This is a genomic window from Streptomyces sp. NPDC004539, from assembly GCF_040610055.1.
Taxonomy (GTDB): domain Bacteria; phylum Actinomycetota; class Actinomycetes; order Streptomycetales; family Streptomycetaceae; genus Streptomyces.
The window spans coordinates 85,182-98,412 of record NZ_JBEXLS010000007.1 but is presented as its reverse complement, the minus strand read 5'-3'; the positions used below and the strand labels follow the sequence as shown (position 1 = coordinate 98,412).

The 13,231-nt window shown below is 73.1% G+C and carries 14 protein-coding genes and 1 riboswitch; of the genes, 11 read left to right on the top strand and 3 right to left on the bottom strand.

Annotated features, from left to right (window positions below; translation table 11 throughout):
* Positions 1-128 precede the first annotated feature (128 nt).
* The 3 genes from ABZX85_RS16805 to ABZX85_RS16795 all read left to right on the top strand — a co-directional run bounded on the left by ABZX85_RS16805 (position 129) and on the right by ABZX85_RS16795 (position 2,198).
* Complete coding sequence (locus ABZX85_RS16805; RefSeq protein WP_355868232.1) at positions 129-749, top strand: ATP-dependent Clp protease proteolytic subunit; 621 nt, start codon at positions 129-131, stop codon at positions 747-749.
* Positions 750-755: 6 nt separating this feature from the next.
* Entirely contained in the window at positions 756-1,058 is a 303-nt protein-coding gene (locus ABZX85_RS16800) for a hypothetical protein (RefSeq protein ID WP_355868229.1), read from the top strand.
* Between the two features lie 473 nt (positions 1,059-1,531).
* A riboswitch (cyclic di-AMP (ydaO/yuaA leader) is annotated at positions 1,532-1,721 on the top strand.
* 3 nt (positions 1,722-1,724) lie between these two features.
* Entirely contained in the window at positions 1,725-2,198 is a 474-nt protein-coding gene (locus ABZX85_RS16795) for a C40 family peptidase (RefSeq protein ID WP_355868226.1), read from the top strand.
* Here ABZX85_RS16795 and ABZX85_RS16790 read toward each other — a convergent pair.
* Positions 2,191-2,640 (bottom strand): ATP-binding protein, encoded by a 450-nt coding sequence (locus ABZX85_RS16790; RefSeq protein WP_355868223.1) that lies wholly within the window; start codon positions 2,638-2,640, stop codon positions 2,191-2,193. The genes ABZX85_RS16795 and ABZX85_RS16790 overlap by 8 nt on opposite strands.
* 224 nt (positions 2,641-2,864) lie before the next feature.
* Between ABZX85_RS16790 and ABZX85_RS16785 the strand changes: the two genes are divergently transcribed.
* Positions 2,865-3,725: a helix-turn-helix transcriptional regulator gene (locus tag ABZX85_RS16785; RefSeq protein WP_355868221.1), complete on the top strand. Its 861-nt coding sequence runs from the start codon at positions 2,865-2,867 to the stop codon at positions 3,723-3,725.
* A gap of 12 nt (positions 3,726-3,737) precedes the next feature.
* On the top strand, positions 3,738-3,944 hold the full coding sequence (locus ABZX85_RS16780) for a DUF397 domain-containing protein (protein WP_355868219.1): 207 nt from the start codon (positions 3,738-3,740) through the stop codon (positions 3,942-3,944).
* Positions 3,945-3,973: 29 nt separating this feature from the next.
* Here the strand turns inward: ABZX85_RS16780 and ABZX85_RS16775 are convergent, their stop codons facing one another.
* Positions 3,974-5,101: an 8-amino-7-oxononanoate synthase gene (locus tag ABZX85_RS16775; protein ID WP_355868216.1), complete on the bottom strand. Its 1,128-nt coding sequence runs from the start codon at positions 5,099-5,101 to the stop codon at positions 3,974-3,976.
* Positions 5,102-5,247: 146 nt separating this feature from the next.
* On the opposite strand from ABZX85_RS16775, the gene bioB reads away from it, so the two are divergent.
* The 3 genes from bioB to bioD are packed head-to-tail and all read left to right on the top strand — an operon-like array spanning position 5,248 to position 8,433.
* The gene (gene bioB / locus ABZX85_RS16770) at positions 5,248-6,444 is read left to right on the top strand and encodes a biotin synthase BioB (protein ID WP_355868212.1); all 1,197 of its coding nucleotides are present in this window, start codon (positions 5,248-5,250) and stop codon (positions 6,442-6,444) included.
* A complete protein-coding gene (locus tag ABZX85_RS16765) occupies positions 6,437-7,711 on the top strand; it encodes an adenosylmethionine--8-amino-7-oxononanoate transaminase (RefSeq protein ID WP_355868210.1) in 1,275 nt (424 codons plus the stop codon). Before bioB ends, ABZX85_RS16765 begins: the two co-directional genes overlap by 8 nt.
* Before the next feature lie 2 nt (positions 7,712-7,713).
* On the top strand, positions 7,714-8,433 hold the full coding sequence (gene bioD, locus ABZX85_RS16760; protein WP_355868207.1) for a dethiobiotin synthase: 720 nt from the start codon (positions 7,714-7,716) through the stop codon (positions 8,431-8,433).
* Between the two features lie 52 nt (positions 8,434-8,485).
* Here bioD and ABZX85_RS16755 read toward each other — a convergent pair whose 3' ends face one another.
* A complete protein-coding gene (locus ABZX85_RS16755) occupies positions 8,486-10,774 on the bottom strand; it encodes a LuxR C-terminal-related transcriptional regulator (RefSeq protein ID WP_355868204.1) in 2,289 nt (762 codons plus the stop codon).
* 115 nt (positions 10,775-10,889) lie between these two features.
* Between ABZX85_RS16755 and ABZX85_RS16750 the strand changes: the two genes are divergently transcribed.
* The 3 genes from ABZX85_RS16750 (at position 10,890) to ABZX85_RS16740 (ending at position 13,228) form a co-directional block, all read left to right on the top strand.
* Entirely contained in the window at positions 10,890-11,576 is a 687-nt protein-coding gene (locus ABZX85_RS16750; protein WP_355868201.1) for an alpha/beta fold hydrolase, read from the top strand.
* Between the two features lie 75 nt (positions 11,577-11,651).
* Positions 11,652-12,308: a class I SAM-dependent methyltransferase gene (locus ABZX85_RS16745; RefSeq protein ID WP_355868198.1), complete on the top strand. Its 657-nt coding sequence runs from the start codon at positions 11,652-11,654 to the stop codon at positions 12,306-12,308.
* 128 nt (positions 12,309-12,436) lie between these two features.
* Positions 12,437-13,228: an ABC transporter ATP-binding protein gene (locus ABZX85_RS16740; RefSeq protein WP_355868195.1), complete on the top strand. Its 792-nt coding sequence runs from the start codon at positions 12,437-12,439 to the stop codon at positions 13,226-13,228.
* Positions 13,229-13,231 lie beyond the last annotated feature (3 nt).

The following is a 13,231-nucleotide window of genomic DNA, read 5'->3' as shown; positions in this document are numbered from 1 at the left end:
GAGAGGGCCGCCAGGAAACGCCGGTTCGCCGCGCCGTCGTCCTTCCACTTGATCGTCGGAGTCCGTTCCCATCCCAACGCAACGTACGTCCTGTACATTTTTTACAGACGCCGACGGAAGGGGCTCCCATGAACCCGGCGACCGCTCGCCATGTCCTGCCCGAGTTCCACGAACGCACGGGCCACGGCCACCGCACGCTGGACCCGTACGCGAAGCTGCTGGAGGAGCGGATCGTGTTTCTGGGTGCCCCGGTGGACGACATCTCCGCGAACGACGTGATGGCGCAGTTCATGCACCTGGAGCACCAGGCCCCGGAGCGGGACATCTCGCTGTACATCAACTCCCCGGGCGGCTCGTTCACGGCGATGTCGGCGATCTACGACACGATGCGGTACGTCAGTTGTGATGTGGAGACGGTCTGCCTGGGCCAGGCGGGCTGGTCGGCGGCGGTGCTGCTGGCGGCCGGCACCCCGGGCAAGCGGCTCGCGCTGCCGGGCGCCCGGGTGGTCGTCGGCCCGCCGGAGCCGTCGGGCGAGTTCCGGGGGCAGGCCAGTGACCTCGCCATCGTGGCCGAGGAGCTGACCCGTACCCGCGCGCTCCTGGAGGAGATGCTCGTCCGCCACACGGGCCGCACCCCGGAGCAGGTGACCGAGGACGTCGAGCGGGACAAGGTGCTGGACGCGCGGGCGGCGGTGGAGTACGGCGTCGTCGACCGCGTCGTACCGAGCCGCCGGACGACCGGCGGGTGACGGCGGATGCTGCCGGAACTCCCGCCGCTCCCGGCGCTGACGCGCGCCGAGGCCGAGCTGGTCGACCAGTACCTGGCGGCCGTCGATCTGCTGGGCCGGATCAACCCCAGCCGCGACGGCGACACCTACCGGGGCCTCAGAGCCGCGCAGGCGCTGGTGGCCCGGGCGACGGCGCTGCGTGACGCGCTGACGCTGATGCACCAGCGGGGGGAGCACGAGGTGCACGCCCCGACCCTCGCGCGGGCCCTGCGCGTCCTGGACGGCGACCGGCGCACGGCCCGGGTGACCCTGCCCCCGGCGGGGAACTGACGCCCGGTACATGACGCACGGTCGGCACCCCGGGAAGCACAGAAGCACGCACGCGTGACGCCCCCTCGCTCCACGCGCGCGTGCCTCCGCCCGTGCTCCCTCCGGACGACGTACGGGGCTGTCGCGGGGTGCGTGATGACGCACCGTCTTCAGCCGTCCCCCGGGGCGGCGCGGGTGGCGTGGAACCGACCCCCGTTCGGCGTAACGAGGTTTCCCCCGGGCAGCCCTCCGCACTTGCGCAACCTGCGGATTCGGGGTGTGGACCGGGGCATTCCCGCCCTGATCGGGGCGTCGTCGGGTGACGGACACGTGACCGTTCTCTGAACTGTTCACCCGAATGGCCCAGTCGTGAGTAAGGCCACAAATCCTCGAATTCGTTGGGTATTTCGGTCACGAGTCCGTCAAGATCCCTGTCTGACGACAAGCCCCCGCCACAGAGGCGGGGCGGTCCGGGCGGACGCCGAGTCCTGCCGCCGTCCGGATGACCGAGTCGACAGGAGTGCATCGGCAGGAGTGGAGGACCCAGCAGTACGGGTCGCCGGGGCGGTCACACCATGACCGTGCCGGGCAGCCCTTGGGGTGAAGCCGTGGTGACACGGCCGGGCCAACTTCGCCAGCCCGAATCCGACAGGTCATCCTTCACAGGCGGTTGACGAAGGGTTGCGCATGACTGCGCTCAATCGTGTCCCGTCGATGATGGTCCGAGCCGGTACGGTCTCGGCGTTCGCACTGGCCGCCGTCGGCGGCTCCGTGGTCGTACCGGGCGTCGCCTCCGGCGCCGAGGCGGCCACCCCCGCGACGAAGGCACTTCAGGTCGCGGCGTCGAAGAAGGGCGCACCGTACAAGTACGGCGCCACCGGTCCGCACCGGTTCGACTGCTCGGGGCTCACGCAGTACGCGTTCAAGAAGGCGGGCAAGTCCCTGCCGCGCACCACCACCCAGCAGTACAACAAGACCAAGCACATCTCCGCGTCGTCGCGGCAGAAGGGAGACCTGGTCTTCTTCCACTCGGGCTCGAACGTCTACCACGTCGGGATATACGCGGGGGCGGGCAAGGTGTGGCACTCGCCGAAGACGGGTGACGTGGTGCGGCTCCAGAAGATCTGGACCAAGAGCGTCTGGTACGGCCGGGTCAAGTAGTGCCCGGTGCCGACGGCTGAGGCACGGCCGTCCAGGGCAGCTCGATGAAGACCGTCTTGCCGCCCTCCAGGGTGGGCCGCACGCCGAGCCGCCCCCCGCACTCCGCCGCGAGCGAGCGGATGATCACCATCCCCCGGCCGTTGTCCTGCTGGACAGCGGCCGGGAGGCGTTTGGGGAACCGCGGATGGCTGTCGGTGACGCCGACGCGGACCTGCTCGTCACGGTCGAGGACGAGGTCGAGGGTGAAGGTCGGCGACTGCCCCAGGGTGTGCTGGACGGCGTTGGTGGCGAGTTCGGAGACGATGAGGCGGATGGTCTCGGCGAGGTCCGCGCCGGGCGGCAGGCCCCACTCCGCGAGCGTGCCCGCGGTGAAGGTGCGGGCCGCGGCGACCGACACGGGGTCGCTCGGCAGGGTGACGGATGCTTCCAGGTGGTCTGCCATGGCGACGTCGTCCCTTTCTCACGGGACCGGCGTCCGACACGAGGCGGATGGTTCGAGTACGGTCCCGGAACTGGTGCTTCACCGTCAGACTGCCATTTCCGCGGCCGTCCTGTGCGGCGATCCACCAGGATGTGCATATATCTGTCGCCCGAAGCGGTGAACTCTGCTACGGCAGATCGGATTTGGGCGGCGTGCGAGAAGTAATGGGGAGTGAGGAGGAGGGCATGCAACACGGCCCCGCGGTACGCCGCCGCAAACTGGGCGCGGAACTGCGCGCGTTACGCAATCGGGCCCGGCTGACGAGCGGTGAGGCGGCCCGCCTGGTGGGCTGGCACCAGTCGAAGGTGAGCCGGATCGAGACGGGCACCAGCAGTGCGAAACCGGCCGATGTGGCGCTGCTGCTGGACGCCTACGGAGTGGCCGACGAACGGCTGCGCGAGCTGATGCTCGTGCTCGCCGGCGCCGACGAGGGGGTGGGCCGGGACCACTGGTGGCACGCCTACCGGGGTGTCCTGCCGCCCGCCTACCGGGACTTCATCAGCCTGGAGTCGCAGGCGAGCGCGATGCGCACGCTGGAGACGACCGTGGTCCCGGGGCTGCTCCAGACCCCGGAGTACGCCCGCGCGGTGACCCGCTCGGCGCTGGAGGGCGCGGACGCGGGACAGCTGGACACGCTGGTGGAGGTGCGGCTGGCCCGCCAGGACGTGCTGCGCGGGGACCCGCCGCTGCTGCTGAACGCCGTCCTGGACGAGGCGGTGCTGCGCCGGCAGGTGGGTGGTCCCGAGGTGATGGCGGCGCAGTTGGAACGGCTCCTGGAGGACGCGCGACTTCCCCAGGTGCGGCTCCAGGTACTGCCGTTCACCGCGGGGGCGCATATCGGCGTCACCGGGCCTTTCGTCATCTTCTCGTTTTCGAGCGTCTCTGATCTGGATGTGGTCGTTCTCGACCATTTGACGAGTAGTCATCACCTTGAGGGGAAAGAAGACCTCCGGGCCTACTCGGAGGCTTTCACCAACCTTCAGATCCACGCCCTTTCACCCGAGGACTCGTTGGATTTCATCGCCGGGATAGGTGACGGCGCGTAAGGAGGCACCCCCATGACAGCACTGCCTCGGAACGTACCTTCCGCAACCGCACTGCATGAGGCTCACTGGCTGCGCAGCAGCCACAGCACCGGAGCGAACAACTGCGTGGAGACGGCCCCGCACACGGGTCTCCTCGCGGTACGCGACTCCAAGTCCCCCACCGGACCCGCGCTGCTCTTCACCCCGGGGAGCTGGGCGGAGTTCACCTCCGCACTCTGATCACCCCTCGCACGGCCGTGCCCGCCGACTCATGGTCGTGTCGCGTCGATCACCCGCACCGCGCGGTCCAGCTCCGCCCCGGAGAGGTCCGCGCGGGCGGTCAGCCGCAGCCGTGAGACTCCGTCGGGCACGGAAGGGGGTCGGAAGCACCCCACGGCGAGTCCCCCGTCCCGGCAGTCCGCGGCCCAGCGGACGGCCGCCTCGGGGGACGGCGCGCGCACGGAGACGACCGCGGCGTCCGGACGTACCGCGTCCAGGCCCGCGACCGTCAGCCGGGTGTGCAGTTCGGAGGCCACCTCGCGGGCCCGCCCCGCCCGTCCGGGTTCGCGGCGCAGCAGCCTGAGGGCCGCGAGCGCGGCGCCGGCCGCCGCCGGGGCGAGTCCGGTGTCGAAGATGAACGTGCGCGCCGCGTTGACCAGGTGGTCGATCACCTTCGCCGGTCCGAGCACGGCGCCGCCCTGGCTGCCGAGCGACTTCGACAGGGTGACGGTGACGACGACGTCCGGCGCGCCCGCGAGGCCCGCCGCGTGCGGGGCGCCGCGTCCGCCGTCGCCGAGGACGCCGAGGCCGTGCGCGTCGTCGACGACGAGTCCGGCGCCCGCCTCCCGGCAGGCCGCCGCGAGCAGGGCCAGGGGGGCCGCGTCGCCGTCCACGGAGAACACGGTGTCGGAGACGACGAGCGCCTCGCCGTCGTACGTCCGGAGGGTCTTGCGGACCGCGTCGGGGTCGGCGTGGCCGACGACCTGCACGGTGCCCCGGGCCAGCCGGCAGCCGTCGATGAGGGAGGCGTGGTTCCCGGCGTCGGAGAGGACGAGGGTGCCCTCGGGGGCGAGGGCGGTGACGGCGGCGAGGTTCGCGGCGTAGCCGGAGGAGAAGACGAGCGCCGCCTCGGCGCCGCAGAAATCGGCCAGTTCGCGTTCGAGTTCGGCGTGCAGCTCGGTCGTCCCCGTGACGAGGCGCGAGCCGGTGGCGCCGCCGCCCCAGCGCCGGGCGGCCTCGGCGGCCCCCTCGGTGACCTCGGGGTGGCGGGCGAGCCCGAGGTAGTCGTTGCTCGCGAGGTCGAGGAGGGGGCTCTCGGCGGGACGCGGGCGCAGGGTCCGTACGAGTCCGGCGCTCCGGCGCCGTGCCGCGTGTCCGTCGATCCAGCCGAACGCCATGGCCCCTCCGGGGTTTGTAGGTAGCGGACAGACACTAGCGGCCCGACAAGCCGCCCACTGTGTGGCAATACCCACACGTCAAGCGGGGCCTGTTGTGTGATTCCCACCTTGGCCGGGGGAGGCTTCGCAGGGCAGGATCGGCTCTCATGGACCTGCTGAACACGCTGGTGGACAAGGGGCTTCGGCGCGAGCGGCCGACCCGCGAGGAAGCGCTGGCCGTGCTGCGCACCTCGGACGACGACGTGCTGGACGTGGTGGCCGCGGCCGGGAAGGTGCGCCGGCACTGGTTCGGGCGCCGGGTGAAGCTGAACTACCTGATCAACCTCAAGTCGGGTCTGTGCCCGGAGGACTGTTCGTACTGCTCCCAGCGGCTCGGTTCGACGACCGGCATCCTCAAGTACACGTGGATCAAGCCGGACGAGGCGTCCCGGACGGCCGCCGCCGGGGTCGCCGGGGGCGCCAAGCGGGTCTGTCTGGTGGCGTCCGGGCGCGGTCCGACGGACCGGGACGTCGACCGGGTCTCCGAGACCATCAAGGCGATCAAGGACCAGAACGAGGGCGTCGAGGTCTGCGCCTGCCTGGGCCTGCTGACCGACGGCCAGGCGGAGCGGCTGCGCGACGCGGGCGCCGACGCCTACAACCACAACCTCAACACGTCCGAGTCGACGTACGGCGAGATCACCACGACCCACACGTACGCGGACCGGGTCGACACCGTCGAGAAGGCGCACGCGGCCGGTCTTTCCGCCTGTTCCGGGCTGATCGCGGGCATGGGCGAGAGCGCCGAGGACCTCGTCGACGTCGTGTTCTCGCTGCGCGAGCTGGACCCCGACTCGGTGCCGGTGAACTTCCTGATCCCGGTCGAGGGCACCCCCCTCGCGAAGGAGTGGCACCTCAGCCCGCAGCACTGCCTGCGCATCCTCGCGATGGTCCGGTTCGTCTGCCCGGACATCGAGGTCCGGATCGCGGGCGGCCGTGAGGTCCACCTCCGCTCGATGCAACCCCTCGCCCTGCACCTCGCCAACTCGATCTTCCTCGGCGACTACCTGACCACCGAGGGCCAGGCGGGCCAGGCCGACCTGGACATGATCGCCGACGCGGGCTTCGAGGTGGAGGGCGCGGACCAGGTGACGCTGCCGGAGCACCGGGCACACGCGGGTGGCGGCGGCTGCGGCTCTCATGCGGCGTCCGGCTGCGGGTCCCACGAGGACGACGGCTGCGGCGGCGTCTGCGGTACGACGGCCCCGGCGCCGTCCGCCGTGCCCGCCGCGCAGGACCCCCGCCCCGACCTCGTCGCCGTCCGCCGTCGCGGTGTCGGAACGGACCTCGCGCCGAATGCCTGACGTACCCGAACTGCTGGAGCTGGACCGGCGGCACGTCTGGCATCCGTACGGTCCGATGCCGGGCGCCGTCGAACCGCTCGTCGTGGAGTCGGCGAGCGGGGTCCGGCTGCGGCTCGCGGACGGCCGGGGCGAGCTGGTGGACGGCATGTCGTCGTGGTGGTCGGCGATCCACGGCTACCGCCACCCGGCGTTGGACGAGGCGGCGCGCGAGCAGCTCGGCCGGATGAGCCACGTCATGTTCGGCGGGCTCACCCACGAACCCGCCGTCCGGCTCGCGAAGCTGCTCGTCGACATCACCCCCGAGGGCCTGGAGCACGTGTTCCTCGCGGACTCGGGGTCGGTGTCGGTCGAGGTCGCGGTCAAGATGTGCCTCCAGTACTGGCGTTCGCTGGGCCGGCCCTCGAAGCAGCGTCTGCTGACCTGGCGCGGCGGCTACCACGGCGACACCTGGCACCCGATGTCCGTGTGCGACCCCGAAGGGGGGATGCACGAACTGTGGTCGGGCGTCCTGCCCCGCCAGCTCTTCGTGGGCGCGCCGCCGTCGGAGTACGACGAGGGGTACGCCGACGAGCTGCGCGCGGCGATCGCCCGGCACGCGGACGAGCTGGCCGCCGTCATCGTGGAACCGGTCGTGCAGGGGGCGGGCGGGATGCGCTTCCACTCCCCCGCGTACCTGCGTGTGCTGCGCGAGGCGTGCGACGAGTACGGCGTGCTGCTCGTGTTCGACGAGATCGCGACCGGGTTCGGGCGTACGGGCGCCCTGTTCGCGGCGGACCACGCGGCGGTGACGCCGGACGTGATGTGTGTCGGCAAGGCGCTGACCGGCGGGTATCTGACGCTCGCGGCGACGCTGTGCACGCCGCGGGTCGCCGAGGGGATCTCGCGCGGCGAGGTCCCGGTGCTGGCCCACGGTCCGACGTTCATGGGCAATCCGCTGGCCGCCGCCGTCGCCCGCGCCTCGATCGAGCTGCTCCTCGGGCAGGACTGGGCGGCCGAAGTGAAGCGGATCGAGACGGGGTTGACGGAGGGACTGTCAACGGCTCGGGGGATCGCGGGCGTTGAGGACGTCCGGGTTCTCGGGGCCATCGGGGTCGTCCAGTTGGACCACCCCGTCGACATGGCGGCGGCCACGGCGGCGGCCGTCCGCGAGGGCGTGTGGCTGCGGCCGTTCCGCGACCTCGTGTACACGATGCCGCCGTACGTCACCGGCGACGACGACGTCGCCCGGATCGCGCGCGCGGTGTGCGCCGCGGCGCGGGAGGGATGAGCATGACGGTCCTGGTGGTCACGGGGACGGGCACGGAGGTCGGCAAGACGGTCGTGACGGCGGCGGTGGCCGCGGCGGCGGTCGCGGCGGGCCGTACGGTCGCCGTCCTGAAGGCCGCGCAGACCGGGGTGGGGCCGGCCGAGCCCGGTGACGCGGCCGAGGTCGCGCGGCTCGCCGGTGCCGTCACGGCGGCGGAGTGCGCGCGCTACCCGGAGCCCCTCGCCCCGGCGACGGCCGCCCGGCGCGCGGGACTCGCCCCGGTGCGGGCCGCCGACGTGGTCGAGCGGGCGCAGAAGCTCGCGGCGGAGCACGATCTGGTGCTGGTCGAGGGGGCGGGCGGGCTGCTCGTGCGGTTCGACGAGGAGGGCGCGAACCTCGCCGATGTCGCCGTACTGCTGCGGGCGCCGGTGCTGCTGGTCGCCTCGGCGGGGCTCGGGACGCTGAACACGACGGAGCTGACGGCCCGTGAACTGCGGGCCCGTGAGGTGGAGTTGCTCGGGGTCGTGATCGGGAGCTGGCCCTCGGCGCCGGATCTGGCGATGCGGTGCAACGTGAGCGATCTGCCGGTGGTGGCGGGGGCGCCGCTGCTGGGGGCGGTGCCGGAGGGGGTGGGGGCGCTGGCTCCAGCCGACTTCCGCTCCGCCGCCGGGAGTTGGCTGGCGACGCGGCTGGACGGGGTGTGGGAGGCGGAGGGGTTCCGGGCGGGGCTGGAGGGGGCGTAGGAGGGCGGGCCGGACGGTGACTTCACCGTCCGGCCCGCTTTTCGACGGACTGTCAGTCCTGTGGGCCCTCGGCCAGGATGCGGACCAGTTCGATCCGCGATCTGATCCCCAACCGGTTGAAGACGCCCCGGAGATGGTGGTCGATCGTGCGGGGGCTGAGGGCGAGGCGGGTGGCGATCTCGCGGTTCGTCGCGCCCTCTGCGGCCATCCTGGCGACCAGCAACTGCTGGGCGGTCAGGGAGGTTTCGGGGCCGGTGGACGCGCGTAGAGGTGCGGCGGGGGCGCCCAGCGCACGCAGTTCCGCGCGGGCGAGGCCCGCGTGGTCCGGGGAGCCGAACGAGGTGAACGCCTCAAGTGCGCTGTGCAGCCGGTCCCTCGCCTCGGTGCGGTGGCGCAGTCGGCGCAGGGCGCTGCCGAACAGCAGCTCCGTGCGGGCCCGTTCGAAGTCCCGGGTGCCCGCGGCGTGCAGGTCGAGGGCGGTCCGGTAGTGGTCGACGGCCTCGGCGCCGGGGGTGAGCAGGGCCCGGCAGCGGGCACTGAGCGCGAGGTCGTCGGCGCTGCGCACGGCGCGTGCCCAGCGGTCGTAGTCGGCGTGGGCGGCGCGCGCGACCCGGGTGTCGCCGGTGCGGACGGCGGCCTCGACGTACGCGGGGGTCGCGAGGTGCCGGATGGCGCGGTGGCCGTGTCCGGGGCCGAACCCGGCGAGCGCGCGCAGCCGGGCGGCGGCTGCGTCGAAGCGTCCGCCGCCGAGGTCGAGGACCGCGAGGGCCCACTGCGCGAGGGCGGCGGGGAGACCCAGGCCGTGCGCGAGGGCGTGTTCCCGCGCGGCGGCGGCCCGTTCCCGGCACAGGTCGGCGTCGCCGGTGAGCGCCGCGAACATCGCGAGCGCCGCCTGGAGGTGGCAGGCCGCGTTGTCCTGACCGGTCGTGTACGCCTCCCGCAGGGCCTCCAGCGTCGCCGCCTCGGCGGCCCGGGGGCGGCCGGTCCAGAAGTCGGCGTACGCGCGGAACTCCCTGGCCTGGACGACCGTCCCGGCGGCGCCCCTCGCCCTTGCCGACTCGGCCGCTCTGAGCGTCGCGGTGGCGGCGCGGGTGTGGTCGCCGAGCATCAGCGCGGCGATGCCGGCGTGCACGAGGAGGGTGGGGTCGCCGCCGGGTCCGCAGCGGCCGGCGGCGGCTTCGAGGAGGTCGCGGGCGTCGCCGTACCTGCCGTCCACGGCGGCGGCGAGGCCGGCTAGGACGCCGGGCGGGTCGATGCCGGCGCGGCGGGTGAGGGCGAGGGCTTCGCGGCAGCGGCGGAGGTCGCCGGTGTAGATGGCGGCTTCGGTGGCTCGGGCGAGGAGGTGAGGGGTGTCGGTGGGGTTGGGGGTGGTGGTGGACGCGTGGCGGGAGGGGGACGCGTGGCGGGAGGTGGGCGTGCGACGGGAGGGGGGCGTGTGCCGAAACGTTCCGCCGTCAGCCTCGTCCCCCGCCCCCTCCTCCGTCCCGCTCCTCCTCGCCACCCCCGCCAGCACCGCGTCGAACGCCTCCCCCGCGTTGCCCGTACGCAGGGCGAGGACGCCGGTGAGGGCGTCGGCGTCGGTGCGGGTGGCGAGGAGGCGGGCGTGGTCGCCGTCGCCCGCCTCCCAGGCGTCGGCGGCGGCGCGGGCGAGGAGGCGGGTGCGGACGGCGGGGTCGGGGGCGAGGGCGGCGGCGCGTTCCGTGAGGGCACGGGCGAGCGCGGGAACGCCCGCCACGCGCGCGTGGGCCGCCGCCGAGGCGAGTTCCCCGGCGAGCCGCCCGCTCGGCCCGAGGGCGCCCGCGCCCCGGTGCCAGGCGCGGTACGGGGCCTCCGCGCGGCCGTGCAGGACGCGGGCCAGGAGGCGGTGGGCGTCGCGGCGGTCGGCGGAGGTCGCCGTCTCGTACGCGGCGACGCGCACCCAGGGATCGCGGAACGTGACGCCGTCGGGTCCCGCGCAGGCGAGGCCGGCGGTCTCGGCGGCCTCCAGGGGGCGGGCGTCGAGGTCGGCGGCGGCCACCGCGCGCAGGAAGGCCCGGGTGGGGACCGGGTACTGGTCGGCGGCGGCGAGCAGGAGCAGACGGCGCGTGTCCTCGGGCAGCGCGCGGATCTCGCGTCTTCGCGCGCGCAGCAGTTCGGGGGCGAGGGCGGCCGGTTCGGAGGGCAGGGGGTCGAGGCCGGCCGCCTGTCGGGCGGTCAGCCGCGCCGCGATCTCGGCGGCGGCGCCGGGGTCGCCGTACGCACGCACGCGTACCCGCGCCCGGACGCCTTCGGTGGGGGCCGAGGCGGGGCGGGGCGGTGGCGAAGCGTGGTCCAGCGTGGGGGGAGTCACCTGAGTCACCACACAATTCACGTTACTGGCGGGTTACTTGAGCCGTAAAGACCGGCGACTTCACCGATGCGGCGCGCGTGGGGCGGACCGGACACTCCTCGCGACCCCACCCGTACCAGGAGGCACCATGCAGCGCCCCATGCGTCGCATCGCCGCGGCCGTCTCGGCCGTGTTTGCTTCGCTCCTTCTGTCGCTCTCCCTGTCCGTTCCGGCCGCCCACGCGGCGACGCACAATCCGGTCATTTTCGTGCACGGTCTCAGCAGTGACTCCAGCAGCTGGGACGACTGGATCGCGGACTTCAAGGCGGACGGCTACACGGCGTCCGAGCTGGACGCGTGGTCGTACAGCTGGTCGCAGTCGAACGTCACGACCGCGCAGCAGCTCGCCACGGAGGTCAGGAACGTCCTCGCCCGCACGGGCGCTTCGAAGGTCGACATCGTCGCTCACTCCATGGGTGTGCTCAGCGCGCGTTACTACCTGAAGAACCTCGGCGGAACGGCCTATGTCGACGACTTCGTGTCGACGGCGGGCGTCAACCACGGGACGACGACCGCGGGCTGGTGCGCGTGGCTGTACACGTCGTGCGCGGAGATGAACACCGGGAGCTCGTTCCTGACGTCCCTCAACTCGGGTGACGAGACACCGGGCAGCGTGTCGTACGCGAGCTACTGGTCGAACTGCGACGACGCTCTCACCCCGGACACCACGGCGATCCTGAGCGGGGCGACGAACGTCGAGGTCGGGTGTATCTCGCACACCGACATGAACAACGACTACGGCGTCTACCAGCAGGTGCGGAACTTCATCGCCTGACGGCTCGATTCCGAGGGGGTGCGCGGCGCCGGCGCGGGGGACAATCGTGGGAGAGCCCGCGTGCAGGAGGCCCCCATGCCGACGCGCACCCCCGAGGACGCCGTCCGTCATCCGTGGTTCGCCCGTTTCTACACCCGCTTCAGCGTGGCGGCGGAGCCGTCCGTGGGTCCGCTGCGCGCGGAGCTGCTGACCGGGCTGTCGGGGCGGGTGATCGAGGTCGGCGCGGGGAACGGGCTGAACTTCGCGCACTACCCGGCGGCCGTCTCGGAGGTCGTGGCGCTGGAACCGGAGCGGCTGCTGCGGCAGGCGGCGCGGGTGGCCGCGCTGCGCGCCGAGGTGCCCGTCGATGTCGTGCCGGGGGTGGCGGAGGCGCTGCCCGTGAAGAGCGAGGCGTTCGACGCGGCCGTGCTGTCGTTGACGCTGTGCAGTGTGCGGGACGTGGAGCGGGCGTTGCGGGAGCTTCGGCGGGTGCTGCGGCCGGGTGGTGAGCTCCGGTTCTTCGAGCACGGGCGGGGTGGCGGGCCGGTGATGCGGGGTGTGCAACGGGGGCTGGACCGGACGGTGTGGCCGTTGCTGTTCGGGGGGTGCCGGCTGGACCGGGACCCGGTGGCGTCGATCGTCGGGGCCGGGTTCGAACTCGGGGAGTACCGGCGGCTGTTGGTGCCGCCGTCGGGGCCGGTGTCGCCGGCGTCGTACTGCGTGCTGGGGGTGGCGCGGCGGCCGGCCGGGTGAGGGTCTCCACCCGGGGGTGGAGGGGGGATATCTGACTTGAGAGGGATACCGTCCGCGAGGGGGGCGGTCCTACGCTCGGACGCAGGAGGAGAGCGCCGAGTGGGGAGGCCGCATTGTCATCGTCTGCCGTGCATCGAGAGCCTGGGCCGGGCGGGTCCGTCGAGGTCGCGGCCCGTGCGCGGGGGCTGACGAAGGCGTACGGCTCGGGCGAGACGGCCGTGCTGGCCCTGGACGCGGTGGATGTGGACATCGCGCGCGGCCGGTTCACGGCGGTGATGGGCCCGTCGGGGTCGGGCAAGTCGACGCTGATGCACTGCCTGGCCGGGCTGGACTCCGTCTCGGCGGGCCGCGTCTGGCTGGGCGACACGGAGATCACGGGGCTGAGGGACCGCGAGCTGACGCGGCTGCGGCGGGACCGGGTCGGGTTCATGTTCCAGTCGTTCAACCTGATCCCGACGCTGACGGCCGCCGAGAACATCACGCTCCCCATGGACATCGCGGGCCGCCGCCCCGACCAGGAGTGGCTGGACCGGATCGTCGACACCCTCGGTCTGCGCGACCGCCTCAGGCACCGCCCGTCCCAGCTCTCCGGGGGCCAGCAGCAGCGCGTGGCCTGCGCCCGCGCCCTCCTCTCCCGCCCCGAGCTGATCTTCGCCGACGAACCCACCGGCAACCTCGACTCCCGGTCCGGCCTGGAGGTCCTCACGATCCTCCGCCAGGCGGTGGACGACCTGGGCCAGACCGTCGTCACGGTCACGCACGACCCGAACGCCGCCGCCCACTCCGACCTCGTCCTCTTCCTCACGGACGGCCGCATCGTGGAGGACATGGAACGGCCCACGGCGCGGGCGGTGCTGGAGCGGATGCGGACGTTCGCGGGCGGGGGGCCACAGGGAGCCGGCCCCGGCAAGGAGGGCTGAGCG

Excerpts from the sequence above, each read along its gene's own strand:
- bioB (WP_355868212.1), top strand. The coding sequence starts at position 5,248 with ATGGACCTGCTGAACACGCTGGTGGACAAGGGGCTTCGGCGCGAGCGG.
- ABZX85_RS16765 (WP_355868210.1), top strand. The coding sequence starts at position 6,437 with ATGCCTGACGTACCCGAACTGCTGGAGCTGGACCGGCGGCACGTCTGG.
- ABZX85_RS16780 (WP_355868219.1), top strand. The coding sequence starts at position 3,738 with ATGACAGCACTGCCTCGGAACGTACCTTCCGCAACCGCACTGCATGAG.
- ABZX85_RS16750 (WP_355868201.1), top strand. The coding sequence starts at position 10,890 with ATGCAGCGCCCCATGCGTCGCATCGCCGCGGCCGTCTCGGCCGTGTTT.
- ABZX85_RS16790 (WP_355868223.1), bottom strand. The coding sequence starts at position 2,640 with ATGGCAGACCACCTGGAAGCATCCGTCACCCTGCCGAGCGACCCCGTG.
- bioD (WP_355868207.1), top strand. The coding sequence starts at position 7,714 with ATGACGGTCCTGGTGGTCACGGGGACGGGCACGGAGGTCGGCAAGACG.
- ABZX85_RS16800 (WP_355868229.1), top strand. The coding sequence starts at position 756 with ATGCTGCCGGAACTCCCGCCGCTCCCGGCGCTGACGCGCGCCGAGGCC.
- ABZX85_RS16805 (WP_355868232.1), top strand. The coding sequence starts at position 129 with ATGAACCCGGCGACCGCTCGCCATGTCCTGCCCGAGTTCCACGAACGC.
- ABZX85_RS16795 (WP_355868226.1), top strand. The coding sequence starts at position 1,725 with ATGACTGCGCTCAATCGTGTCCCGTCGATGATGGTCCGAGCCGGTACG.
- ABZX85_RS16775 (WP_355868216.1), bottom strand. The coding sequence starts at position 5,101 with ATGGCGTTCGGCTGGATCGACGGACACGCGGCACGGCGCCGGAGCGCC.
- ABZX85_RS16745 (WP_355868198.1), top strand. The coding sequence starts at position 11,652 with ATGCCGACGCGCACCCCCGAGGACGCCGTCCGTCATCCGTGGTTCGCC.
- ABZX85_RS16785 (WP_355868221.1), top strand. The coding sequence starts at position 2,865 with ATGCAACACGGCCCCGCGGTACGCCGCCGCAAACTGGGCGCGGAACTG.